Origin of the sequence: Micromonospora sp. NPDC049171, assembly GCF_040648275.1 — a bacterium.
GTDB lineage: Bacteria > Actinomycetota > Actinomycetes > Mycobacteriales > Micromonosporaceae > Micromonospora.
Genome location: NZ_JBEZDJ010000016.1, coordinates 66,184 through 87,581, shown reverse-complemented (window position 1 = coordinate 87,581; position 21,398 = coordinate 66,184). Strand labels below are relative to the sequence as shown.

25 protein-coding genes are annotated in these 21,398 nt (G+C 73.5%); 15 read left to right on the top strand and 10 right to left on the bottom strand.

The window, feature by feature from the left end; all coding sequences use genetic code 11:
• From AB0B14_RS20885 to AB0B14_RS20875, 3 genes are all read right to left on the bottom strand, one after another.
• Positions 1 to 1,482 (bottom strand): NAD(P)/FAD-dependent oxidoreductase, encoded by a 1,482-nt coding sequence (locus AB0B14_RS20885; protein ID WP_357078440.1) that lies wholly within the window; start codon positions 1,480 to 1,482, stop codon positions 1 to 3.
• A gap of 62 nt (positions 1,483 to 1,544) precedes the next feature.
• On the bottom strand, positions 1,545 to 2,003 hold the full coding sequence (locus AB0B14_RS20880) for a hypothetical protein (protein ID WP_357078443.1): 459 nt from the start codon (positions 2,001 to 2,003) through the stop codon (positions 1,545 to 1,547).
• On the bottom strand, positions 2,003 to 2,482 hold the full coding sequence (locus tag AB0B14_RS20875; RefSeq protein WP_357078446.1) for a hypothetical protein: 480 nt from the start codon (positions 2,480 to 2,482) through the stop codon (positions 2,003 to 2,005). Before AB0B14_RS20875 ends, AB0B14_RS20880 begins: the two co-directional genes overlap by 1 nt.
• A 44-nt stretch (positions 2,483 to 2,526) precedes the next feature.
• On the opposite strand from AB0B14_RS20875, the gene AB0B14_RS20870 reads away from it, so the two are divergent.
• From AB0B14_RS20870 to AB0B14_RS20860, 3 genes are read left to right on the top strand one after another with little or no spacing between them, the layout of a single operon-like run.
• Entirely contained in the window at positions 2,527 to 3,525 is a 999-nt protein-coding gene (locus AB0B14_RS20870; RefSeq protein WP_357523620.1) for a WYL domain-containing protein, read from the top strand.
• A gap of 45 nt (positions 3,526 to 3,570) precedes the next feature.
• Complete coding sequence (locus tag AB0B14_RS20865) at positions 3,571 to 4,194, top strand: ABC transporter ATP-binding protein (RefSeq protein WP_357523618.1); 624 nt, start codon at positions 3,571 to 3,573, stop codon at positions 4,192 to 4,194.
• On the top strand, positions 4,191 to 5,612 hold the full coding sequence (locus AB0B14_RS20860; protein WP_357078454.1) for a DUF6297 family protein: 1,422 nt from the start codon (positions 4,191 to 4,193) through the stop codon (positions 5,610 to 5,612). The genes AB0B14_RS20865 and AB0B14_RS20860 overlap by 4 nt, the downstream gene beginning before the upstream one ends.
• Before the next feature lie 46 nt (positions 5,613 to 5,658).
• Here the strand turns inward: AB0B14_RS20860 and AB0B14_RS20855 are convergent, their stop codons facing one another.
• On the bottom strand, positions 5,659 to 7,143 hold the full coding sequence (locus AB0B14_RS20855; RefSeq protein ID WP_357523617.1) for a PLP-dependent aminotransferase family protein: 1,485 nt from the start codon (positions 7,141 to 7,143) through the stop codon (positions 5,659 to 5,661).
• 62 nt (positions 7,144 to 7,205) lie between these two features.
• On the opposite strand from AB0B14_RS20855, the gene AB0B14_RS20850 reads away from it, so the two are divergent.
• Together AB0B14_RS20850 and AB0B14_RS20845 are read left to right on the top strand one after the other, a co-directional pair.
• The gene (locus AB0B14_RS20850) at positions 7,206 to 7,817 is read left to right on the top strand and encodes a LysE family translocator (RefSeq protein ID WP_357523616.1); all 612 of its coding nucleotides are present in this window, start codon (positions 7,206 to 7,208) and stop codon (positions 7,815 to 7,817) included.
• Positions 7,818 to 7,824: 7 nt separating this feature from the next.
• Positions 7,825 to 8,565 (top strand): phenylalanine--tRNA ligase beta subunit-related protein, encoded by a 741-nt coding sequence (locus AB0B14_RS20845; RefSeq protein ID WP_357078463.1) that lies wholly within the window; start codon positions 7,825 to 7,827, stop codon positions 8,563 to 8,565.
• Here AB0B14_RS20845 and AB0B14_RS20840 read toward each other — a convergent pair.
• From AB0B14_RS20840 to AB0B14_RS20830, 3 genes are read right to left on the bottom strand one after another with little or no spacing between them, the layout of a single operon-like run.
• Positions 8,538 to 9,140, bottom strand: coding sequence for an MBL fold metallo-hydrolase (locus AB0B14_RS20840; protein WP_357078466.1), 603 nt, complete (start codon positions 9,138 to 9,140; stop codon positions 8,538 to 8,540). The genes AB0B14_RS20845 and AB0B14_RS20840 overlap by 28 nt on opposite strands.
• A gap of 25 nt (positions 9,141 to 9,165) precedes the next feature.
• The gene (locus AB0B14_RS20835) at positions 9,166 to 9,288 is read right to left on the bottom strand and encodes a multicopper oxidase domain-containing protein (RefSeq protein WP_357523727.1); all 123 of its coding nucleotides are present in this window, start codon (positions 9,286 to 9,288) and stop codon (positions 9,166 to 9,168) included.
• Positions 9,289 to 9,299: 11 nt separating this feature from the next.
• Positions 9,300 to 9,908 carry a hypothetical protein gene (locus AB0B14_RS20830; RefSeq protein WP_357523615.1) on the bottom strand — a complete coding sequence of 203 codons (609 nt, stop codon included), beginning with the start codon at positions 9,906 to 9,908 and terminating at the stop codon, positions 9,300 to 9,302.
• Between the two features lie 178 nt (positions 9,909 to 10,086).
• Here AB0B14_RS20830 and AB0B14_RS20825 point away from each other — a divergent pair, with 178 nt between their 5' ends.
• From AB0B14_RS20825 to AB0B14_RS20815, 3 genes are all read left to right on the top strand, one after another.
• Positions 10,087 to 11,184, top strand: coding sequence for a DUF5919 domain-containing protein (locus AB0B14_RS20825; RefSeq protein ID WP_357078472.1), 1,098 nt, complete (start codon positions 10,087 to 10,089; stop codon positions 11,182 to 11,184).
• 74 nt (positions 11,185 to 11,258) lie between these two features.
• Positions 11,259 to 12,143: a pentapeptide repeat-containing protein gene (locus AB0B14_RS20820; protein WP_357523614.1), complete on the top strand. Its 885-nt coding sequence runs from the start codon at positions 11,259 to 11,261 to the stop codon at positions 12,141 to 12,143.
• A gap of 121 nt (positions 12,144 to 12,264) precedes the next feature.
• Entirely contained in the window at positions 12,265 to 12,501 is a 237-nt protein-coding gene (locus AB0B14_RS20815; protein ID WP_238648548.1) for a preprotein translocase YidC, read from the top strand.
• Between the two features lie 7 nt (positions 12,502 to 12,508).
• Here the strand turns inward: AB0B14_RS20815 and rnhA are convergent, their stop codons facing one another.
• From rnhA to AB0B14_RS20800, 3 genes are all read right to left on the bottom strand, one after another.
• The gene (gene rnhA / locus AB0B14_RS20810) at positions 12,509 to 12,982 is read right to left on the bottom strand and encodes a ribonuclease HI (protein ID WP_357078479.1); all 474 of its coding nucleotides are present in this window, start codon (positions 12,980 to 12,982) and stop codon (positions 12,509 to 12,511) included.
• Between the two features lie 211 nt (positions 12,983 to 13,193).
• The gene (locus tag AB0B14_RS20805) at positions 13,194 to 14,459 is read right to left on the bottom strand and encodes a lycopene cyclase family protein (protein ID WP_357523613.1); all 1,266 of its coding nucleotides are present in this window, start codon (positions 14,457 to 14,459) and stop codon (positions 13,194 to 13,196) included.
• Between the two features lie 56 nt (positions 14,460 to 14,515).
• Positions 14,516 to 15,787, bottom strand: a complete 1,272-nt coding sequence (locus AB0B14_RS20800) for an MFS transporter (protein WP_357523611.1) — start codon at positions 15,785 to 15,787, stop codon at positions 14,516 to 14,518.
• 146 nt (positions 15,788 to 15,933) lie between these two features.
• Here AB0B14_RS20800 and AB0B14_RS20795 point away from each other — a divergent pair, with 146 nt between their 5' ends.
• The 7 genes from AB0B14_RS20795 to AB0B14_RS20765 all read left to right on the top strand — a co-directional run bounded on the left by AB0B14_RS20795 (position 15,934) and on the right by AB0B14_RS20765 (position 21,379).
• Entirely contained in the window at positions 15,934 to 16,761 is an 828-nt protein-coding gene (locus tag AB0B14_RS20795; protein ID WP_357078489.1) for a metalloregulator ArsR/SmtB family transcription factor, read from the top strand.
• 331 nt (positions 16,762 to 17,092) lie between these two features.
• Positions 17,093 to 17,578: a hypothetical protein gene (locus tag AB0B14_RS20790; protein ID WP_357523608.1), complete on the top strand. Its 486-nt coding sequence runs from the start codon at positions 17,093 to 17,095 to the stop codon at positions 17,576 to 17,578.
• A gap of 88 nt (positions 17,579 to 17,666) precedes the next feature.
• Positions 17,667 to 18,278: a class F sortase gene (locus AB0B14_RS20785; RefSeq protein ID WP_357523606.1), complete on the top strand. Its 612-nt coding sequence runs from the start codon at positions 17,667 to 17,669 to the stop codon at positions 18,276 to 18,278.
• A 111-nt stretch (positions 18,279 to 18,389) separates the two neighbouring features.
• Positions 18,390 to 19,490: a magnesium and cobalt transport protein CorA gene (locus AB0B14_RS20780; RefSeq protein ID WP_357078499.1), complete on the top strand. Its 1,101-nt coding sequence runs from the start codon at positions 18,390 to 18,392 to the stop codon at positions 19,488 to 19,490.
• A 139-nt stretch (positions 19,491 to 19,629) separates the two neighbouring features.
• A complete protein-coding gene (locus AB0B14_RS20775) occupies positions 19,630 to 20,058 on the top strand; it encodes a YchJ family protein (RefSeq protein ID WP_357078503.1) in 429 nt (142 codons plus the stop codon).
• A gap of 188 nt (positions 20,059 to 20,246) precedes the next feature.
• Positions 20,247 to 20,996: a hypothetical protein gene (locus AB0B14_RS20770; RefSeq protein ID WP_357523604.1), complete on the top strand. Its 750-nt coding sequence runs from the start codon at positions 20,247 to 20,249 to the stop codon at positions 20,994 to 20,996.
• On the top strand, positions 20,993 to 21,379 hold the full coding sequence (locus AB0B14_RS20765; protein WP_357523602.1) for a VOC family protein: 387 nt from the start codon (positions 20,993 to 20,995) through the stop codon (positions 21,377 to 21,379). Before AB0B14_RS20770 ends, AB0B14_RS20765 begins: the two co-directional genes overlap by 4 nt.
• The last annotated feature ends 19 nt before the right edge of the window (positions 21,380 to 21,398 follow it).

Genomic DNA, 21,398 nt, shown 5'->3' with positions numbered 1-21,398 from the left:
TCAGGCCACCTCGCGGGCCGGCGCCGCGGTAGCGCGGGAGAACCGAACCCCCTCGTCGGTGAGCCGGCCGTGCCGCATCAGCAGCACGTCGCGGGCGTAGTTCTGGTGCAGCCGCCAGGGCGCGCGCACACCCTGTCTGGGCAGCGCGTCGACACTGCGCAGCACGTAGGAGGACCGCAGGTCGATGAGCGGCGCCCGCTCGTCGTCGGCGGGCGGCAGCGGGGTGACGACCTGCTGGCCGGTGCGGTCCAGGTGGCGCAGCAGCCGGCAGACATACCCGGCGACCAGGTCGGCCTTGAGCGTCCACGACGCGTTGGTGTAGCCGACGGTCAGGGCGAAGTTCGGCACCCCGGACACCATCATGCCCTTGTAGGCCACCGTGTTCGCGAGGTCGACGTCGGTGCCGTCCACGCGCAGCCGCAGACCACCGAGGGCGAGCAGGTTCAGCCCGGTCGCGGTGACCACGATGTCGGCGGGCACCTGGGCGCCGGAGGTCAGGCGGACACCGTGCGCGGTGAAGGTGTCGATCGTGTCGGTCACCACCGACGCGTGGCCGTCGCGCACGGCGGTGAACAGGTCGCCGTCGGGTGCCACGCAGAGCCGCTGGTCCCACGGGTCGTAGCGGGGCGTGAAGTGCCTGTCGACGTCGTACCCCGCCGGGAGCCGGCGCCGCGCGGCCCGGCGCAGCACCCGCTTCACCAGGCCGGGGGCGCGCCGGCTGAGTTGGAAGGTGACGGTGGAGAGCAACACGTTCTTCCACCGCAGCACCGGGTACGCGGCCGTCGCCGGCAGCCGGCGCCGCAGCGCGTCGGCCAGCCGGTCGCGCGAGGCCAGCGCCAGGATGTACGTCGGCGAGCGCTGGAGCATCGTCACGTGGGCGGCCCGCTGGGCCAGCGCCGGCACCAGGGTGACCGCGGTGGCGCCGCTGCCGATCACCACCACCCGCCTGCCGGTGTGGTCGAGGTCGTCGGGCCAGTGCTGCGGGTGCACCAACCGCCCGGCGTACGCGTCGACACCGGGCAGGGCCGGGGTGTAACCCTCGTCGTAGCGGTAGTAGCCGGTGCAGGCGAACAGGAACGAGCAGGTCAGCATCACCGTCTCGGCGGTGTCGGTGCGCTGGGCGTGCACCGTCCACCGGGCGGTGCCGCTGTCCCAGTCGGCGCGCAGCACGCGGTGCCGGAAGCGGATGTGCCGGGGCACGTCGTACTCCCGGGCGGTCTCCCGCACGTACTCGCGGATGGTCGCGCCGTCGGCGATGGCCTTCGGGGCGGTCCACGGCTTGAACGAGTAGCCGAGGGTGAACATGTCCGAGTCCGAGCGGATGCCGGGGTAGCGGAACAGGTCCCAGGTGCCGCCGATGGCGTCGCGTGCCTCCAGCACCGCGTACGTCTTGTCGGGGCAGTCGCGGCGCAGGTGGCAGGCCGCGCCGATGCCGGACAGGCCGGCGCCGACGATGAGCACGTCGACGTGGTCGGAGGCCATCGCGTTCCTCCATCCGGGCGTGGTGCACGGACGTTAACACCGCACCCGGATGGAGGAAACGACTAGTCGGAGGCCTTGGTGGACGTCATGATCCAGTTGGTTTCCCAGGTCTGCTCGCCGTCGACCGAGAACGCCTGCTCCCAGCGGGCGGTGGTCGCGCTGATGTCCGACCAGATGAACCGGCACCGCACCGGCCGCCCCTCGTGCTGGTCGTCGGCGTAGAAACGGCCCACCCCGTCGACGAAGCGGCCCACCATCGGCGGCTGCCCCAGCACCCCGTCGACACTGCTCATCCAGTAGATCGACCACTCCTGCCGGGCCGGGTCGAAGATCCGGACGGTGGCGCCCGCGGAGCCCTTGGTCGGGAAGGTGATCTCGTCGAAGTTGCCGCCACCACCGAAGAAGCTGTGCGCGACCGACACCCCGGGAAACTCCTCCCACTCGTCGGAGCCCACCAGCCGCTCGCGCAGCCGCCGGTTTACCACGTTCCAGGTGCCCACATAGAAGTCGAAGTCGCCCATCAGCGGCCCACCGGCCCTTCCGCTCGCGTGTCGTTGAGATATCCAGCCAGGTTGGGGGTGTCCGGCGCAAGCAGGTGCCGAACCCAGGCGGCCCGCTCGTGCTCCAGCACCGCCAACTCCCACACACACCCGATCGCGGGTGGACGTACCTCCACGAAGTGGGTCGGGTCGTGGTCCGGGCAGTCCAGCGCCGGCTGCCCGGCCGCGGCGACGCGGACCTCCAGCGCGTTGTCCCACACCCAGGTGTACGCCAGCAGGTAGGCGCCGGTGTCCGCGCCCCGGTGCAGCACCACCCACCCGGCGGCCGGGGTGCCGTCGTCGACGATGTCCACCAACAGCAGGGGCAGTTGGTCGTACGCGGCCTTCTCCACCTCGGGCTCGATCGGTTGCTCCGGCTGGTCTATGTGGTAACGCTTGAGTTGCCGACCGTCCACCGTGATCGGTCCCGGCGTCCGTAGTTCCTTCTCGCGAAAAGCCATGCCGGGACGGTAGGACGGGTCCCCTGACAACTAGTGTCAGTGGAGTGCGGGCCTCTCGACTTCTTTCCCTCCTGCTGCTGCTCCAGCAGCACGGCCGGCTGACCGCCACCCAGCTCGCCGAGCGGCTGACCGTCTCCCCCCGCACGGTCTACCGGGACGTGGAGTCGTTGCACGCCGCCGGCATCCCCCTCTACGGGGAGGCCGGGCACGCCGGCGGCTACCAGCTTGTCGACGGCTGGCGGACCCGGCTGACCGGGCTGACCACCGAGGAGGCCGACCGGCTGTTCCTGGCCGGGTTGCCCGGCCCCGCCGACGAGTTGGGCTACGGCGACGTGGTGGCCGCGCTGCAACTCAAGCTGCACGCCGCGCTCCCCGCGCCGCTGCGCGACCGGGCGACCCAGCTCCAACAGCGCTTCCACCTGGACACTCCCGGCTGGTACGCCGACGGCGACGCCTCCCCCGAGCTGGCCCGCACGGCCGAGGCGGTCTGGCGGCAGCACCGCGTCGAGGTGCGCTACCGCGGCTGGAACGGCGAGACGACCCGGGTGCTGGAGCCGTACGGCCTGGTGCTCAAGGGCGGCCGCTGGTATGTGGTGGCCGACCAGCCCGGCCGGGGCGCTCCGGCGACGTACCGGGTCAACCAGATCCTCGCGCTGACCCCGCTGCCGCAGGAGTTCGTCCGACCTGCCGACTTCGACCTGCCGGCCTGGTGGCGGGCGCACGTGGTGCAGTTCCGCGCCCGCCTGCACCGCGACGAGGCCACCGTCCGACTCTCCCCCGCCGGTCGGCAACGGCTGCGCGAGGTCGGCAGCGATCCGGTGGTGGCCGCGATGGACGCGAGCGCCCAGCCGCCGGACGCCCAGGGCTGGGTGACCGCGGTGCTGCCGATCGAGTCACTCACCCACGCCCACGGCGAGTTGCTGCGCCTCGGCGCCGACGTGGAGGTGCTGACCCCTGTCGCGCTGCGCGAACGCCTGGCCGCGACCGCCGCCGGGCTCGCCGCGCTCTACGCACCCGACGCGACGACGCCGCCGACCGCGTGACGTAGGTCGCTCAGGTTGGCCGCTGGCACCGCTCTGGGAGACTCTGTGCTCGTGGATGCGCTCTCGGTACGGGGACTTAGCCGCAACTTCGGCGACCTGGTCGTGCTCGACGACGTGAGTTTCACGCTCGCGGCCGGCCGGATCGCGGTGGTGCTGGGGCCCAACGGCAGCGGCAAGACCACCCTGCTGCGCTGTGTGGTCGGCGCCGACCGGCCGGACGCGGGTGAGGTGCTGGTGCAGGGTCGGCGGGCCGACGAGACCGACCCGCAGGTGCGGGCGCTGGTGGCGGCCGCCCTGGACGACATCGACTTCTTCCCGGACCTGTCCGTGGTCGAGCACCTGGAGCTTGTCGCGTACGCCCACGGGAGCAGCGCCGAGCCGGTCGAGGAGGTGCTCACCGAGCTGGGTCTGGAACCGGCCCGCGACCAGTTGCCGGTGACCCTGTCCAGCGGGCAGCGGCGCCGGTTGGCGTTGGCCTCGTGTTTCGTGCGGCCACGCCGGGTGCTGATCCTGGACGAGCCGGAGCAGCGCCTGGACGTCCGCGGGCGGCAGTGGCTCGCCGAGCGGCTGCTGCGGGAACGCGACGCCGGCACCGCCGTGCTGCTGGCCTCGCACGACCCGGAGCTGATCGACGCGGTGGTCGACGAGCGCATCGAGATCGGCCGGTGACCGCCCCGCCGGCCACGATCGCCGACACGCCGACCGGGGTGCCCACCGCCCGACAACTGCGTACCCACCTGCGTCGGGCCCGCAGCCGGCACCACGACCACTCCCTCGGCGAGGTGCTGGGCGACGCGTACGTCATCGTCCTGTTCACCGGCATGTACGGCTGGTTCGCGATCAGCGCCAGCCGCGACCTGCTGGACTCCCCCACCGTGGGCCAGGCCGAGCCGGGGGTGCGCTGGTGGCTGGCGGTCGCCGCGCTGCTGGCCGGCGCCGGCCTGGCCTGGCGTGGCCTGCGCGCGCTGGGCCCGCTGCTGGTCACCCCGGCCACGCAGAGTTGGGCGGTCAGCGCGCCGGTCGACCGGCGGGCGTGGCTGGCGCCGCGCTTCGTCCTGTTGCTGCTGGGGGCGGCGGCCGGCACCGCGGCGCTCGGGGTGGCCGTGGCGGCGCTCGGGGGCGCCAGCGATCCGGCCACGCTGGGTTGGGCGGCCGCGGCCGGCGCGGGGTGGGGTGCGGCGGCGCTGGCACTCAGCGTCGTCGCCCAGAGCAGCCGGGCGGGACGACGGTGGCCGGCGGTGGCCGGCGCGGCGCCGATGGTGGTGGCCGCCGTCCTCACCGCCGGAGTGGTGCTCCTCGGTCATCTCGGTGACGGGCTGCCCCGGCCGGCGGCGACGCCGACCGTCGCGCTGTTCGCCCTCGCGCTGCCCCTCGTCGGCCTGGGCACCATCCGCGCGGTGCGCGCGCTGCCCCGCGTCGACCGGGCCACGCTGACCACCGGCGCACAGTTCGCCAACGCCGCCGCCACGGCCACGATCCTGCTCGACCCGAGCCTGCTCGCCGGCCTGGTGGAGAGCCGCCGGTGGCGTCGGATCGGGCGGGTCCGCAGCCGCCGGTTCCTCCCCGGGCCCGGCTGGTGGGCGTTTTTGCAGGCCGACGTACGCCGGTTGCGCCGCCACCCGAGCGCCCTGCTGATCTGGGCGACGCTGATCGGGGTGCAGTACGCTGCCGCGCTCGCCCTGCCCGGGTTGGCCGGGGCCGCGCAGGTGGTGTTCGCGTACCTCGCCGCCAACCGGCTCACCGGTGGTCTGCGGTCAGTCAGCCGCTCACCCGGGTTACGACGGGCCCTCGGCGGCAGCGACGCCCTGTTGCGGGGGATCCACCTGGTGGTGCCGGCCGTCGGCGCGGGGCTGTGGTGGTTGTCGACCCTGCCGAGTGCCCCGCCGGGCCCGTCTTGGTTGGCGCCGACGCTGGCGCTCGGCGTGGTGGCCGCCGCGTTCCGGGCCGGCACCCGCCCGCCGATCAACTACGGTGGCGCGACGGTCAACACCCCGTTCGGCATGATCCCGGTCGACCTGGTGCGGCAGGGCTCACGCGGGCCGGCGCTGCTCGCCGGGCTGGTGCTGGTCCAGCTGTTCCTGGGCTGAGGAGTCGCCCCGCCGCCGAGGGGACGCACGGTGGCGGTGGCGGTGCTCAGGAGGGCCGGCCGCGGCGGCCGAGCGCGGCGGCGATCTGCGCGATGCCCTCGTCGATCTCGGTCGTCGTACGGGCCGCGTAGCCGAGCACGAGGCCCGGCCGGTAGGGGCGCTGGCAGTGCCAGGACAGCGGTTGCACCTTCACCCCACGCGCCAGCGTCGCCTCCGCCAGCTCGGTGTCGACCACGGCGTCGTCCAGCGTGATCATCAGGTGCAGGCCGGCGGCGGCGCCGTGCACGGTCGCCGACGGCACCGCGCGGGCCAGCGCGGCGATCATGGCGTCCCGCCGGCGGATGTGTCGGCGGCGGAGCAGCCGCAGATGCCGCTCGAAGGCGCCGGAGGTCAGCAGCTCCGCCAGCACCAGTTGCGGTAGCACGGCGTTGCCCAGGTCGGCGTTGCGCTTGGCGGTCACCACCGCCTCGCGCAGTCGCGGCGGCACGAGCAGCCAGCCGACCCGCAGGGCGGGGGCGAGCAGTTTGGAGACGCTGCCGGCGTAGCAGACCTGCTCGGGCAGCAGACCGCGCAGCGCCGGCACCGGAGGACGGTCGTAGCGGTGCTCGGCGTCGTAGTCGTCCTCGATGATCAGGCCGCCGGCCCGCGCCCAGGCGACGAGCTGGCGGCGACGGTCACCGTCGAGCACGACGCCGGTCGGGAACTGGTGTGCGGGGGTGAGCATCACGGCCGGCACGCCGCTGTCGGTCAACTCGTCGACCCGCAGCCCGGCGTCGTCGACGGTGATCGGCGGGGTGTCCATCCGCCAGTTGTTCAGGTGTTGCCGCACGCCCAACGAGCCCGGGTCCTCGACCCCGATCCGGTCGACGCCGGCAGCGGTGAGTGCCTGGGCGAGCAGCCCGAGCGCCTGGGTGACGCCGGCCACGATGATCACCTCGGTGGGGTGGACGCTGATACCGCGGTTGCGGGCCAACCAGGCCGCGACGGCCTGTCGCAGCGCCGGCGCGCCGCACGGGTCGCCGTAGCCGAGGTCGGCCGCGGCGAGCCGGCGCAGCACGGTCCGTTCGGCGCGCAGCCAGTCCGCGCGGGGAAAGGCGGTCAGGTCGGGTACGCCGGGCGCCAGGTCGATCGTCGCGTGCGCCGCGCGTACCGCCTCGAAGATGTCGGTGCTCGGTGCCGGCGGGAAGGTCGCGACAGGTGCCGGCGCGGCGGCCGGGGTGGGTGTGGGCGCGGCTGGCGCGCCGACGACAACCGTTCCGGCCCGGCCCCGACCGGAGATGTGCCCCTCCTCGGCGAGGCGCTGGTACGCCTCGGTGACCACGCCCCGGGAGACGCCGAGGTCGGCGGCGAGCACCCGGGTGGGGGGCAACCGTTGCCCGACCGGCACCCGCCCCTCGGCGATGGCCTGCCGCAGCCGGTCGGTCAGCCAGTCGGTGCGCCCGCCCGGCGCCGCGTCCGTGACGCTCAGGTGCAGGAAGTCCGACCCGGCCGATATGGACCCCTCGGACACCATCGGTTTGGCTCTGCCCATCGGACCATTGTGGCAGCAGAGTGAGCAGGAGCCAGCCCCGTCAACTCCGCCGGAGGACGATCGTGACCATCCCGTTCCTGATCACCACGCTGATCGTGGTGGTCACCCCCGGCACCGGGGTGTTCTTCACCCTCTCCGCCGGGCTGTCCCGGGGCGCCCGAGCCGGCGTGCTGGCCGCGTTCGCCTGCACACTGGGCACGCTGCCGCACCTGCTGGCGGCGATGACCGGGCTCGCCGCGCTGTTGCAGACCAGCGCCGTCGCGTTCGACATCGTCCGGTACCTCGGTGTCGGTTACCTGCTCTACCTGGCCTGGTCCGCCGCACGCGACCGCGGCGCCTTCGCGGCGACGACCGACGACACACCCCACTCGGCGGCCCGGGTGATCGTCTCCGGCGTGGTGGTCAACCTGCTCAACCCGAAGCCGACGCTGTTCTTCGTCGCGTTCCTGCCGCAGTTCGTCGGCGACTCCACGGTGGGCTCGACCCAGGCGATGCTCACCTGCGGCGCGGTGTTCATGCTGCTCACCTTCGTGGTGTTCAGCGGCTACGGCATCTTCGCGGCCCGGCTGCGGGACCGGGTGCTGACCCGACCCCGGGTCACCGACTGGCTGCGGCGATCCGTCGCCGGCACGTTCGTCGCGCTCGGCGTGACGCTCGCCCTCACCCAACGATAGGAGTGCCGTGCAGTTCGAGCATGCGGCGCGGCTTCGCGTCGCGTACCCCGATCTGGTCGCCGGCGTGGTCCACGCCACCGGCATCACCGCCACCGCCGACGTGGCGCGGCGCACGGCCGGCCACCTCGCCGTCGCCCGCACGCGGTTGGCCAGCGGGGCCGAGAGCGGCTTCCCGGAGATCCAGGCGTGGCGGCGGGCGTACGCGGCGATGGGGTTACGGCCCACCCGGTACCGGTGCGCGGCGGAGGCGCTGCTGCGCCGCCTGCGCCTGGACGGCGAGCTGCCCCGGGTGCATCCGCTCGTCGACCTCTGCAACGCCGTCTCCGCCGCGTACGCCATCCCGATCGCGGCGTTGGACCTGGACCGGGTCGACGGTGACCTGGTGGTCCGACCCGCGCGTGGCGACGAGGAGTACCAGACCTTCGCCGGCGACACCGAGCATCCCGAGCCGGGCGAGGTGACCTTCGCCGACAGCGCCGGGCGGGCACACGCCCGGCGCTGGACGAACCGACAGAGCGGGTGGTCCGCCGTGCGGGCCGGCACCTCGTCGGTGCTGATCGTCGCCGAGGCGCTGCACGCCGACGCCGAACCGGCGATGACCCGGCTGGTCGCCGCGCTGGTGCGGGAGCTGACCGACGGGTGGTCCGCGCCGACGAGCCACGCGGTGCTGACCGCCGCCGCGCCGCGCTTCAGCGCCGAGACCTCCGGTGGCGACGTCGGTCAGGCGGTGTCGCCGGGGACGAGGTGACGGTAGCCGGGGATCGTCTCGCCGAACCAGCCGGCAACGCTGGCCAGGCCACGCTCGTTGAGCTGCGCGTCGTGGATCGGGTACGTCGCGGCGGCACCCACGGCACCGGCGAACCGGATCGCCTCGTCCAGGCGCAGCCACGACCCCTGGGCCGGGACGAGCAGGGTGTGCACCGGCTCGTCCGGCACGTGCAGCGCGTCGCCCGGGTGGTAGAGCCCGTCGCCGATCAGGTAGCCGAGGTTGGGGCAGTCCGGTTGTCCCTCGTGGATGAACGCGTGCCGACCGCCGTGGGCGCTGACCGCGATGCCGGCCGCCGTGAAGCGCTGCCCGGCGCTGACCCGGGTGACCGGCAGCGGAGCGAGATCCGGCAGGCGGGCACCGGCCGGGGCGTACACGGGGACGCCCCGGCCGGCCAACCGCAGCACGTCCACGTGGTCGCTGTGTTCGTGGGTGACCAGGACGGCGTCCGCGCCGACCAGGGCGCGGGGCTCACTCCACGTGCCCGGGTCGACGACCAGCACCCCGCCGTCGTGCTCGACGCGGACGCACGAGTGGGTGAATCGGGTGACCCGCATCCGGCGACCGTACGCCCCCGGCCGATCAGTCATGGTCCCCGTGACCGGTGTGCGTGGGCGGTCGACCCGGCGCCTGGCCCGGATCGACGACGACGAACTGCCCCATCATCCCGGCGTCCTCGTGCCAGAGCAGGTGGCAGTGGTACAGGTAGGGCAGCCTCAGCGCATGCGCCGGGCCGTCGCCCGGACGATGTACGTGAACTGCGCGCCGAACGCCACGAACGCGACCACCACCCCGACGACGACGGTCAGCCCGGTTCCGACCCCGAGCGCCCCGGCCACCAGGGCGACGCCGAGCCCGCTCAACACCGCGTTGACCGCCCCCACCAGAGCGGCCGTGGTGAGCAGGAACTCCCACCGTCCCGGTCGGGTGCCGACCAGGCTCCACGCCGCCTGCATGCTGTCGTCGGCGATGACCGCGTCGGCGAAGAACTCCCGCTCGCCGGCCAACTCGTGCTGGTAGTAGGCCCGGATGCGCTGGATGCGCCGCAGGTCCAACGAGTTCTCGACGGTGGTCTCCACCAGCCGCAGAAACGTCAGCACCCCGATCACCACCAGGGTCGGCAGCACCGCGGCCAGGTACGGCCGGACCACCCGGTCGTTGCCGGAGACGAAGCCGAGGCCGATCAGCGCCGCCGACAACACCGACAGGAAGATGGTGGCGCGACCGGTGGACTCGGCGATGGTGCCGGCCCGGGAGGTCTGTAACGCGAAGTGCTCGGTGGTCAGGGCGGAGAGGAGCGCCTTCTCACGGTCACCGTCGTCCATCCCGCCTACCCTCCGCAGTCGTCCGACTCGGTTACCGTCACCCTATGAGCGTTGGCGGCGGTGCGGGCGGCGAAACCGGCAGTCCCGAACGGGACAGCGGGCGGCAAAGCCGGCACGTATTCTCCGCATTCCGGTGATCAGTAGGCGGCGGGGCCGGCCGACGGTGGAGGGAGAGCGGATGCCCGGGTGGGCTGGTCGGGGCGGGCGGCAACGACGCGCCTTCGCCGTCGGAGGGCCGCTGCTCGTGAGCGCCGCCCTCATGCTGGTGGCAGCCTGGCGCACCACCGGCTTCCTCAGCGACCTGCTGCTCAACCTCGGTGCCAGCGTGGTGCTCGCGGCCATCTCGTACGTCATCTTCGACCCACTGTTCGAGGAGGCGCGCAAGGCGCGGGTGCAGGAGCACCTGAGCTTCGACCAGCAGGCGTTCGTGACCCGGCTGCACCGCTCCGGCCGCCGCGTGCGCATCCTCGACACCTGGACGATCCTGCTGGAGCAGCGGCACCGCGAGGACACCCTGACCGCGATCCGCACGGCGCTCGGCAACGGCGCCCAGGTGCAGTTGCTGCTGCTCGACCCGGACTGCACCGCCGCGCAGCAACGCTCCGAGGAGCTGGAACGCCAGCGGGTGGACGTCCCCCGACAGATCCGCACCAACCTGCGGCACCTGGCCGCCTTCGCCGACGCCCTCGACTCGCGGCTGCGGCAGCGCCTACAGGTCCGGCTCTACGACGCGTCCCCGTCGATCCAGCTCTACCAGTGGGACGGGCGGGCGCTCATCTCGTTCTTCCCGATCGGGAAGTTGTCGTTCAACGTTCCGCAGCTCGAGGTGGACATGGACAGCCCGTGGGGCGGGTTCGTGCACGCCCGGTTCGAGGAGCTGTGGGAGCACGAGCAGGCCACCCTGGACCTGGAGCGGTACTGGTCGGTCACGGTCACGCTGCGCCACGAGGACTCGGACGTGGTCGAGGTGCGGGTGCCGTACGCGACTGTCGACGGGCAGCACTACGTCGACTGCCGCCGGTTCCGGGTGACCGGGCTGGTGACCATGCGGGCCGCGCTGCCACCCCGCTCGCCGGGAGCGGCCCCCGCGGTGTTCACGCTGGCCGAGCCGTCCGACGGCGACCACCCGCCGGTCGCCGCCGTGAAACGGCACTTCGACCAGAAGTACGGCCACGGCGACGGGGAACGGGAGATCTACCGCCTGGTCCCGCCCCCGGGCAGCCCGCGTCCCCCGGCACCTCGCGCCGCGGCGACCGGCGACGCGCACGGACGGTGACCCCCGGCGCACCCGATCGACGGCGCGCGGGAAACAATGGTGGCCCACCGTGACTTGCCAGGAGGACCATCCGCGTGTCGCCCACCCCCACACCGCCAGCCGGGCCGGCGCAGCTGCGCGCCGACTGCGAACGCTGCTTCGGGCTGTGCTGCGTGGTGCCCGCGTTCGCCGCGTCCGCCGACTTCGCCATCGACAAGCCCGCCGGGCAGCCCTGCCCCCACCTGGGCCGGGACCACCGCTGCGGCATCCACACCGAGCTGCGGCAACGCGGGTTCCCCGGCTGTACGGTGTTCGACTGCTTCGGCGCCGGTCAGCAGGTCGCCCAGGTCACCTTCGGCGGACGGGACTGGCGCGACGCGCCGGAGACTCTGCCGGCGATGGCGCAGGCGTTCGCGGTGCTGCGACCGCTGCACGAGCTGCTCTGGTTTCTCACCGAGGCGGTGGCGCTGCGCCTGCCCGCCGACCTGCGCGCCGAGCTGGAGCACGCCCGCGCCGAGACCGCCGCACTCACCGAGGGCGACCCGACGTTCCTGGGCACGGTGGATGTCGACGCGCATCGGGACCGCGTCAACCCGCTGCTGTCCCGGGCCAGCGACGCGGCCCGCTCCCCCGGGGGCGCCGACCATCGGGGTGCCCACCTGCTCGGCGCCGACCTCCGCCGGGTCGACCTGCGCCGGGCCAACCTGCGCGGGGCGCTGCTGATCGGCGCCGACCTGCGGGGTGCGGACCTGAGCCTGGCCGACGTCACCGGCGCGGACCTGCGCGGGGCCGATCTGCGGGGCGCGGACCTGCGGCGCACGCTCTTCCTGCACCAGACCCAGCTCGACGCCGCCCGGGGCGACACACACACCGGCCTGCCGGCGACGCGCACCCGGCCGGCGCACTGGACGGCACTGACCCTCACCCCGGTCCGCCAGCCAACCCGATCCCCCGCCGCCGCCCGCCGCCGACGCCGCTGATTTCCGCGCCTCCACCCGCTGTCGCTGATCCCCCGCCGACGCCGCTGGTCGGGAGGTTTCGGCCGTGACGACGCCGGGTAGCCAGCGCCGACGCGGACCGGCATCGACGGGGGGGCACGGCGTGGGCTACCGAAAGCGCGACGGTGAGCTGCCGGGCGACCCGCAGCACAGCGAGGACGAGGCCGGCCAGGTGCCGCTGGTGCAGGTCGAGGCGGACACCGAGGTCCCCGCACCGGCGGACACCGACGTCCGGCCGGACATCGTGACCGAGCCCGACAACTCGGGCGTCGCCGGTGGTTCGTCCGGCAGTAGCGGCGGGGGTTCCAGCATGCCTGGGCACCCGGACGCGACCCGCTGACCCGGGCTCAGCGGCTGGTCAGCGCGCTCCGGGCCTCGGTCATGCCCTTGTTGGCGAGCCCGTCGGCCCGCTCGTTCTCCGGATGACCGTTGTGCCCCTTGACCCACAGCCAGGTGACCTCGTGTCGTTCGCAGGCCGCCTCCAGTCGCTGCCACAGGTCGGCGTTCTTCACCGGCTGCTTCGCGGCGGTCCGCCAGCCGTTGCGCTTCCACGAGGCCAGCCAACTGGTGATGCCGTTGCGCACGTACGTGCTGTCGGTGTGCAACTCCACGGTGACCGGCCGGTTCAGGCTCTCCAACGCCTGGATGGCCGCCATCAGCTCCATCCGGTTGTTGGTGGTCGGCGTGGCCTCACCGCCGCACAACTCCCGCTCGTGGTCGCCGTAGCGCAGCAGCGCACCCCAACCGCCCGGCCCGGGGTTGCCGCTGCACGCCCCGTCGGTCCAGATCTGCACGCCCCTGCCGGCCGCCGCGTCCACCATGCCCGGCAACCTACCGGGCGATGACCTCGTCCTCCCCGCGCGGGGGGCCGGCACACCGAAGCCGGGTGGCCAGCGCCGAAGCTGGGAGGCCGGAGGCCGGCACCCCGAGGCCCAGAGGCCGGCACGCCGAAGCCGGGTGGCCGGCACCGCATTCGGTGCCCCACTTCCGGGGCAGCTCTACCGGCGGCGCAGGAGATGGACGCCGGTCAGGTCAGCTGGCGTGCTCCCCATCCGCCCTGGGCTCCGAGCCCAGCGGGTCGCCCACCACGGCGGGCGGGACGGCCGGTGCGGGGCGGGTCGGGCGCAGCCGGTCGCGAACGCGGTGCGCCGCGTCGCCGGCGGTGGCGGTGATCATCGGCAGCAGTCGGGTGGAGTTCATGATCGCGACCTCCTCGGCCGGGGTGGTGGCGCCGTCGAGGAAGCGCAGCACCCGCTCGGCCGGATTGCGGTCGAAGAGCCGGTCGAAGAACTCCGGACCACCCACCCCGCCCCGGTCCAGCGCCCGCAACGCCACCGCGTCCATCCAGCGGTGCCGGCGCGGGTACGCCGCCCGCGGCACCGGCGGTCGACCCGCCGCGAGGGCGCGGGCCACCTGGTCGGCCTGGCGGTACATGGCGGAGAAGGTGAAGCCGGTGGACGGGCGGGTCGCGCCGCCCGCCGTACCGAGGCGGACCACGCGGGGTGACGGTCGGGCCGGGAACGGGGCGTCGGTCATCGGGATCACCCCGTTCTCCACCTCGCGCAGCCGCAGCCCGGTCGGATCGAGCCCGAGCAGGTCCCGGTAGCCGGCGAGCGCCGTGTCGTACCCGGCGTCGGTGAGCAGGTCGGGCGAGAACTCGGTGTACTCGACGAGGGCGTAGCGGTCGCTGACCGGCAGCACGTACCCGAAGGACACGCCCCGGGGCGGCTGCGGGGTGCGGAAGTCCATCAGCACCGCCCGCGCCGGGTCGAAGACGGGCCGGTCGGCCTCCAACCACCAGCCGCGAAAGTGCTGCAACCAGGTGGTCCGCCCGGCCCGTGCCGGTGGGCGGGGGCGGGAGTCGAGCACCCAGCCGGCCCGCACGGTCCGCCCGTCGCCGACGCGCACCCGCACCCGGGTGCCGTCGTCGGTCACCGTGTCGGCGGGGGCGACGATCCGGGTGGCGTTCAGCCGGCGCTCGGCCTCGGCAGCCCGGTCGTAGACCGGGCCGGAGCGCAGCATGGCGTACCGCAGCGGGGTGAGGTCCAGAACGCGGCGCCGGGCCGCCGTGGCCACCTCGACCTGCTGCCACCTCGCGCTGAGCAGCGGGTCCAGGTCGGTGTCGGGGTGGCCCCAGAACGCCCAGGTGCGGTCCTGACCGCGCCGGCGGACCGGGTCGACGACGGCGATCCGCAGCCCGTGGACACCGTGCCGGTCCAGTGCGGCGAGCAGCAGCGACGCCGCGCCGCCGCCACCGAGCAGCGCGAGGTCGACGTCGAGCGGCGCGGCATCGGTCACCGCTTTACGCTGTCACACCGGCGGGCCCGGCCACGCGCCGCCACCGGGCCGGGCGCTCAGGCCACCGGGGCCGGCGACCGCGGGACCGGGGGCGGGTCGGTGAACGCCCGCGCGACCGCCGCGCGGTTGAAGACATGCCAGGTGGCGGCGGAGACGCCGATCGCCACCACCAGTCCGACCCAGTACGGGGCGGTGATGCCGAACCGGGCGGCGAGCAGCCCACCCAGCAGTGCGCCCACGCAGTTGCCCCCCGCCGCCACGAAGAGGGTGGTGCTGGCCACCCGGCCCTGCAACGTCGGTGGGGTGAGTCGTTGGCGCAGGGAGTTCGCGACGATGTTCCACAGCGCGCTGTGCACACCGAAGGCGAAGAGCGCGAACCCGACCACGAGGGTGCTGCGGGACGCGGCCAACGCCAGGTGCAGCCCTGCCTCGATGAGCAGGCCGACCCGGATCGTCCAGGTGGCGCTGATCCGGGCGATGATCCGGTCGCCGAGGAACGCGCCGAGCACCCCACCGGTGGCCATGCAGGTGAAGAGCAGGCCGTAGCCCACGGACCCGAGTCGCAGCCGCTCGCCGGCGAGCAGCACCAGCACCGCGAGCGCGGCGGTGAGGGTCACGTTGAGCAGACCGATCAGCACGGCCATCGTGCGCAGCAACCGCTGGTGGGCCAGCCACCGCAGGCCCTCGACGATCTCGGCGCGCATCGAGCGGGTGCGGCGTTCCTGTTCGTCGCCGACGACGGCCCGGGAGTCCCCGCCGATCAGCGCCACCAGTACGGCGCTGAGGGCGTAGGTGACGGCGTTGACCAGGAACGGGCTGCCCGCCGAGAGCGCGAACAGGAAGCCGCCGAGCGGGCCGGCGAGCATACTGTGCATGAGGGTGGCGCCGCCGCTGAGCCAGCCGTTGGCGCGTTCCAGGCGGTGCCGTGGCACCACGATCGGCACCATGGCCTGGCTCGCCGCGCGGAACACGATCTCACCGGTGTTGACCAGGAACAGCACCGCGAACAGCAGCGCCACCCCGCCTCGGCCGGTGAGGATCGCCGTGGCCAGCACGGCGAGCGCGACCACCCGGACCAGGTCGATGACGATCATCAGACGGCGCCGGTCCATCCGGTCCACCAGCACCCCGCCGGGCAGGGCGAAGAGCAGCCACGGCAGCCACGCCACGGCGGACGCCCCGGCGACCACGAGCGGGTCGTCGGTACGCGACGCCACGAAGAGCGGCGCGGCGACGGTGGCCAGGCCACTACCCAGGGCCGAGAGGGTGCTCGCCGCCCACAGTCGGGCGAACGCCGCTCCCAGCCCAGTTCCCACGTTCCATGTCACGGCGAGCGAACCTACCAGCGTCTTCCCTGCACGCACGGGGATTTATCCCTCCGGTGGAGGCCGCCCCCCCGGCCGGATTGACAGGCAACTTGCTGGTTGCCTATGGTGACAGGCAACCGATTGGTTGCCTGTTGCGGGGAGGGTTGATGGACGACGCGTTTCGGGCGCTGGCCGACCCCAGCAGGCGTCAACTGCTGGACCGACTCAACGAGCGCAACGGCCAGACGCTGCGGGAGCTGTGCGACGGGCTGACCGGCACCCGACAGGCCGTCAGCAAGCACCTGTCGGTGCTGGAGGCGGCCGATCTCGTCACGACCGTGCGGCGCGGCCGGGAGAAGCTGCACTACCTCAACGCCGCCCCGATCAACGCCATCGTCGACCGGTGGCTCAGCCGCTACGACCGCGCGCGCGCCGCCACCCTCGCCGACCTGACCACCGCATTGGAGCGACAACCCGTGGAGAGCCCAACCTTCGTCTACACCACCTACGTCACCACCACCGCGCAGCGACTGTGGTCCGCGCTCACCGAACCGGCGTTCACCCGTCGCTACTGGGGTGGAGTCGCGCTGGTTTCGGACTGGCAGGTCGGATCACCCGTGCTGTGGCAGGACGCCCCGGACGGCGAGCCGCGCGACCTCGGCCAGCGGGTGCTCGTCGCCGAGCCGTACCGCCGACTCTCCTACAGCTGGCACGGCTTCCAACCCGAACACGCCGAGCACTTCGGCTGGTCCGCCGAGGAGCTGGCCGCCCGGCTCGGTGAACGCCGGTCGACGGTGACCTTCGAGATCGAGCCGCACAGCGCGTCGACCGTCCGACTGACCGTCATCCACGACGGCTTCCCTCCCGACAGTGAGATGCACCGGGCGATCAGCGGCCAGCTCGACGGCAGCGGCGGCTGGCCGGAGCTGCTGGCCAGCCTCAAGACCCTGCTGGAGACCGGCGAGCCGATGCCCGACCCCACCCAGGCCCGCTGACCCGACCGCGCACCCGACGCGCCCCGGTGGCGGATCGCTCCGGCCGGGTGGTGCATTTCCGCCGTCTGCGGCAATACCTCGCCATCGACACAGCGACGACAGCCCGACCGGATGGACATCGATCGGAGCACCGGTGCCGGTCGGGCCGTCCGGGCCTTTCCGCAGCTCTCCCCGCCTTCGGGTGGACACGTGACGGCAACGAGGATTTCTCATTTTCACCTGATCGAGGACCCAACCCACCTAGTGTTGGGCACACCGGTGCTAGTCACGGAGTTGGCCACCCGAACGACGTCCCACGCAGTCAGCGGACGAAAAGTGAGGGAAGACGCGTATGAAGGTCTCAACAGCACTCTGCTCGGCGGCGCTCGGCGTGGGCCTCGGCACGCTCCTGCTGCCGGGCGCCGCACTTGCCGACACCACCGTGTCACCGGCCACCACCCCGGTCGGTGGGACCGTCGTGCTCACCGCGACGACCTGCAACCCGAAGTCGGGTGACGCCCTCTTCCGGGTCACCGGCCCCAACCGCGACGAGAACGTCCGATCCACCACCGCCGCCGCCGGCGGCGGGCTCAGCGCCGAACTGTTCACCGCCGGCTTCACCCTGGGTACGTACACGGTGGCGGCGACCTGCGGCGACGGCAGCTCCGCCGGCACCGCGACGTTCACCGTCACCCCGATCGGCGGCGCACCGGCCGGCTCCGGCGGTGACAGCCGCGACACCGGCGCCCTTGCCGCCGGTGGCACGCTGCTCGGCACCGCCCTGGCCGGCGCGGTGGTCCTGATCCGCCGGCGACGTCCGGTGTCCACTGTCGCCTGATCGGCGACCGTTCCATCCCTGAGGACGGGTGCCCGCGCCGGTGACACCGGAGCGGGCACCCCGACGATGCCGTACGGGAGGTGCCCACGTGTGGTGGCGGCGGACCCTACCGGCCGTGGTCGCCCTGCTCGGCGTGACCGGGCTGGGGCTGATCACCGTCGGCCTCACCACCGACCCGACGCGACCACCACGGCCACCGGCCGACGCGCCGCGACGCACCCACCCCGCACCGGACCTGGCACCGTTGCCCCGGGCCGCGCCGGTCCGGGTGCAGATCCCCGCCATCGGCGTACGCGCGGAGGTCATCCCGGTCGGCGCGGACGCCGCCGGGGTGCTGGAGGTGCCACCACTGGATCGCCCCACCCTCGCCGGCTGGTACCGGCACGGGGTCAGCCCCGGCGAGACCGGCAACGCCGTCCTGGTGGGACACGTCGACTCCCCCGCCGGGCCGGCGGTCTTCTTCGACCTCGGTCGGCTGCGCAGCGGCGAGCAGATTCGGATCACCCGCGCCGACGCGCAGGTCACCACGTTCACCGTGGACGACGTCCGCGCGTACCCGAAGGAGCACTTCCCCACCACGCTCGTCTACGGTCCGGCGGACGCCGCCGGACTACGCCTGATCACCTGCGGCGGCCGGTTCGACGCCACGAGCGGCAACTACGTCGACAACGTCGTCGTCTTCGCCACCCGCACCGCCTGAGCACCGTCGCCCGCCTGTCGGGCGCCGGACCCCGCTCGGCAGAATGCGGTGGCACCATCCTCCGCGGGCACCGCGGCCGGGGCGGTGCGCGGGCGACGGGGGAGGCACGCGGTGGATCAGCGACCGGTACGGGACCGGGCCGGTCGAGGCGTACGCGCCCTGGCCCGTCGACTGCTCGGCCGGGTCGAGGACGACTCCCCCACCCCGCGACGGTCCAACCCGGACGCGGTCGTCGACTGCGCCGTCTACCTCGACGGTCGGCGCGAGCCCGGCCAGCCGCACTACGCCGACGCGTACGCCCGGGCGCGGCACGGCCGCAACGCCTTCGTGTGGCTGGGCCTGCACGACCCGGGTCCGGCCGTGCTCGCCGCGGTGGGCCGGACCTTCGGCCTCGACGAGCTGACCGTCGAGCAGGCACTGTCCGACGGGCACCGGCCCACGGTGCAGCGGCACGGGTCGGTCACGCTGCTGGTGCTGCGCACCGCCGGGTACGTGGAACACGACGAGCTGACCGACACCTCCGAGGTGATCGACACCGGGGACGTGATGGTGCTGCTCGGAGACCGGTTCGCCATCACCGTGCGGCACGGCGCCGCCGGGGCGCTGCGCAGCGTCCGCGCCGACATCGAGCGCCGTCCCGAACTGCTGGCCGCCGGGCCCTGGGCGGTGGCGTACGCGGTCTGCGCCCGGATGGTCGACTCCTACCTGGAGGTGGCCGGGCACGTGGAGCGGGACCTGGAACGGGTCGAGGAGGCCGTGTTCGCCCGCGACCGCAGCGCCGACATCCAGCACATCTACCAGCTCAAGCGGGAGGTGGTGGAGTTCAAACGGGCGGTGCTGCCCCTCCAGGCACCCATGCGTACGCTGCTCGACGCCGACGGCCCACCACGCACCCTGCACCGCTGGTTCGTCGACGTGGACGGCCGGCTGGCCCGGGCCGTCGACCGGGTCGCCGCGTACGACGATCTGCTCACCTCGATCGTGCAGTCCCGGTTGGCGCAGCTCGCCGTCGAACAGAACAACGACATGCGCAAGATCGCGGCGTGGGCGGCCATCGCGGCCACCCAGACCGGCATCGCCGGCATCTACGGCATGAACTTCGACCACATGCCCGAGTTGGCCTGGCGCTACGGCTACGCCGGTGCCGTCACCCTGATGGCCGTGGTCGCCCTGGCCCTGTACCGGCTGTTCCGCCGCTCCGGCTGGCTCTGACCACCCCCACCCCGCCTCGGCCCCGACCCGGCGATCTTGCATTTCCTGTCGCCCTTATGCCGCGACCGAGAGTGTGGGAGCGCGGGAGGGAGGCGCCGCACCGGGGTGCGGGAGGGCGGCAGGTCGGGGGTGGGGCAGGATGGGGAGCGTGGGTAAGGGTGCGACACGACGACGGGCGAACGCCACGACCGGCCCGGCCTGCCCGTGCGGCTCCGGCCAGGCGTACGCCGACTGCTGCGCGCCCGTGCACGGCGGCGACGCGCAGGCGCCGACCGCCGAGGCGTTGATGCGCTCCCGGTTCAGCGCCTTCGCCCTGGGTGACACCGGTTACCTGCTGCGCAGCTGGCACTCCTCGACCCGGCCGGAGGGTCTCGAGCTGACCCCGGGGCAGCGGTGGACCCGGCTGGAGATCGTCGACACCGAGCGGGGTGGGCTGCTCGACACCGCCGGCACGGTGACGTTCCACGCCCACTACCGGGAAGCCGGCCGGCCCGGCACGATGACCGAACGCAGCCGGTTCGTCCGCGAGGACGGCCGATGGGTCTACCTCGACGGCGACCAGCCCTGACGGCTGTCCTGGCGTAGGATGGGATCGGCGTCGTCCTACGCCGCACCTCCCTCCCGGCGCTCACGCCGCCGGCCACGCGGAGGCAAAGGGGGCCCGGAGCCCTCGGGACGTGGTGCCACATGCCCCACTCCGGCGGGGTCGGCGGGAGCGTGAGTCCCGGTGACCGTGCCGTTGACCGGGAGCATGTGATGACCAACCAGAGATCGTTCAAGGCCCGGGTCCGAACCCGGATGGCGAAGACCGGCGAGAGCTACACCACGGCCCGCCGCCAGCTGATCAATCGGGCCACCGAGCCGTCCCCGGAACCCGCCGCCGCAGCGCCCGACGCCGCACAGGCCGCAGGCCCCGCCGCCGCGCAGACCGCAGCGCCCGCCGCCGCGCAGACCGAGCGGATCGCCGACGGCCTGCTCCGCGCCCGGACCGGCCGCGGCTGGGCGGAGTGGTTCGCCCTGCTCGACGCCGCGGCCGCCACCGAGCAGACGCACACCCAGATCGCCCGTCACCTGGTGGCCGAGCACGAGGTGCCAGGTTGGTGGGCGCAGACCATCACCGTCGGGTACGAGCAGGCACGCGGCCTGCGCGCGCCCGGTCAACGACGCGGCGGCGGCTTCGAGGCCAGCGCCAGCCGAACGGTGGCGGTGCCGGCGGCGCGGCTGTTCGAGGCTTTCGCCGACGAGACGGCCCGCACCCGTTGGCTGCCCGACGTGGAGGTGCGCGTCCGCACCGCCACCGCGCCGCGCAGCTTCCGGGCCGACTGGGCCGGTGGACCCACCCGGATCGTGGTCGGCATCGACGCGGTCGGCGAGTCGAAGGCCCGGGTCAGCATCCTGCACGAGAAGCTGACCGGGGCCGAGCAGGCCGCCGAGCTGAAGGCGTACTGGCGGGAGCGGCTCGCCGCGTTGAAGGCACTGCTCGAATCGAACGGAGACCACCGATGACCACGACGTTCATCAACCTGCCGGTACGCGATCTGACCACCGCCGCCGAGTTCTACCGGGCGCTCGGTTTCAGCAGCGACCAGACCGAGCCGGACGGGGACAGCATAATGCTCACCGTCTCCGACAACACGCGGCTGATGCTGCACCTCCGCTCGGCCTTCGAGGCGTACACCGGGGTCGCCACCACGGACACGCAGACCAGCCGGGAGGTCATCGTCGGCCTGTCGGCGCGGAGTCGGGAACAGGTCGACGAACTGGTCGACCGGGCCGCGGTCGCCGGCGGCGAGTCGCTCGGGGCGGGGACGGTCAACGGGCCGATGTACATGCGCGGTTTCCGCGACCTCGACGGCCACCAGTGGTCGTTCCTGCACCTGGCCGGCTGAGCGTGGGCCCGGCGGCGAC

Bases quoted from the DNA above. Each gene is read 5' to 3' on its own strand.
- AB0B14_RS20885 (WP_357078440.1), bottom strand. From the start codon at position 1,482: ATGGCCTCCGACCACGTCGACGTGCTCATCGTCGGCGCCGGCCTGTCC.
- AB0B14_RS20880 (WP_357078443.1), bottom strand. From the start codon at position 2,003: ATGGGCGACTTCGACTTCTATGTGGGCACCTGGAACGTGGTAAACCGG.
- AB0B14_RS20875 (WP_357078446.1), bottom strand. From the start codon at position 2,482: ATGGCTTTTCGCGAGAAGGAACTACGGACGCCGGGACCGATCACGGTG.
- AB0B14_RS20855 (WP_357523617.1), bottom strand. From the start codon at position 7,143: ATGGGCAGAGCCAAACCGATGGTGTCCGAGGGGTCCATATCGGCCGGG.
- AB0B14_RS20840 (WP_357078466.1), bottom strand. From the start codon at position 9,140: ATGCGGGTCACCCGATTCACCCACTCGTGCGTCCGCGTCGAGCACGAC.
- AB0B14_RS20830 (WP_357523615.1), bottom strand. From the start codon at position 9,908: ATGGACGACGGTGACCGTGAGAAGGCGCTCCTCTCCGCCCTGACCACC.
- AB0B14_RS20825 (WP_357078472.1), top strand. From the start codon at position 10,087: ATGCCCGGGTGGGCTGGTCGGGGCGGGCGGCAACGACGCGCCTTCGCC.
- rnhA (WP_357078479.1), bottom strand. From the start codon at position 12,982: ATGGTGGACGCGGCGGCCGGCAGGGGCGTGCAGATCTGGACCGACGGG.
- AB0B14_RS20795 (WP_357078489.1), top strand. From the start codon at position 15,934: ATGGACGACGCGTTTCGGGCGCTGGCCGACCCCAGCAGGCGTCAACTG.
- AB0B14_RS20790 (WP_357523608.1), top strand. From the start codon at position 17,093: ATGAAGGTCTCAACAGCACTCTGCTCGGCGGCGCTCGGCGTGGGCCTC.
- AB0B14_RS20775 (WP_357078503.1), top strand. From the start codon at position 19,630: ATGGGGAGCGTGGGTAAGGGTGCGACACGACGACGGGCGAACGCCACG.
- AB0B14_RS20770 (WP_357523604.1), top strand. From the start codon at position 20,247: ATGACCAACCAGAGATCGTTCAAGGCCCGGGTCCGAACCCGGATGGCG.
- AB0B14_RS20765 (WP_357523602.1), top strand. From the start codon at position 20,993: ATGACCACGACGTTCATCAACCTGCCGGTACGCGATCTGACCACCGCC.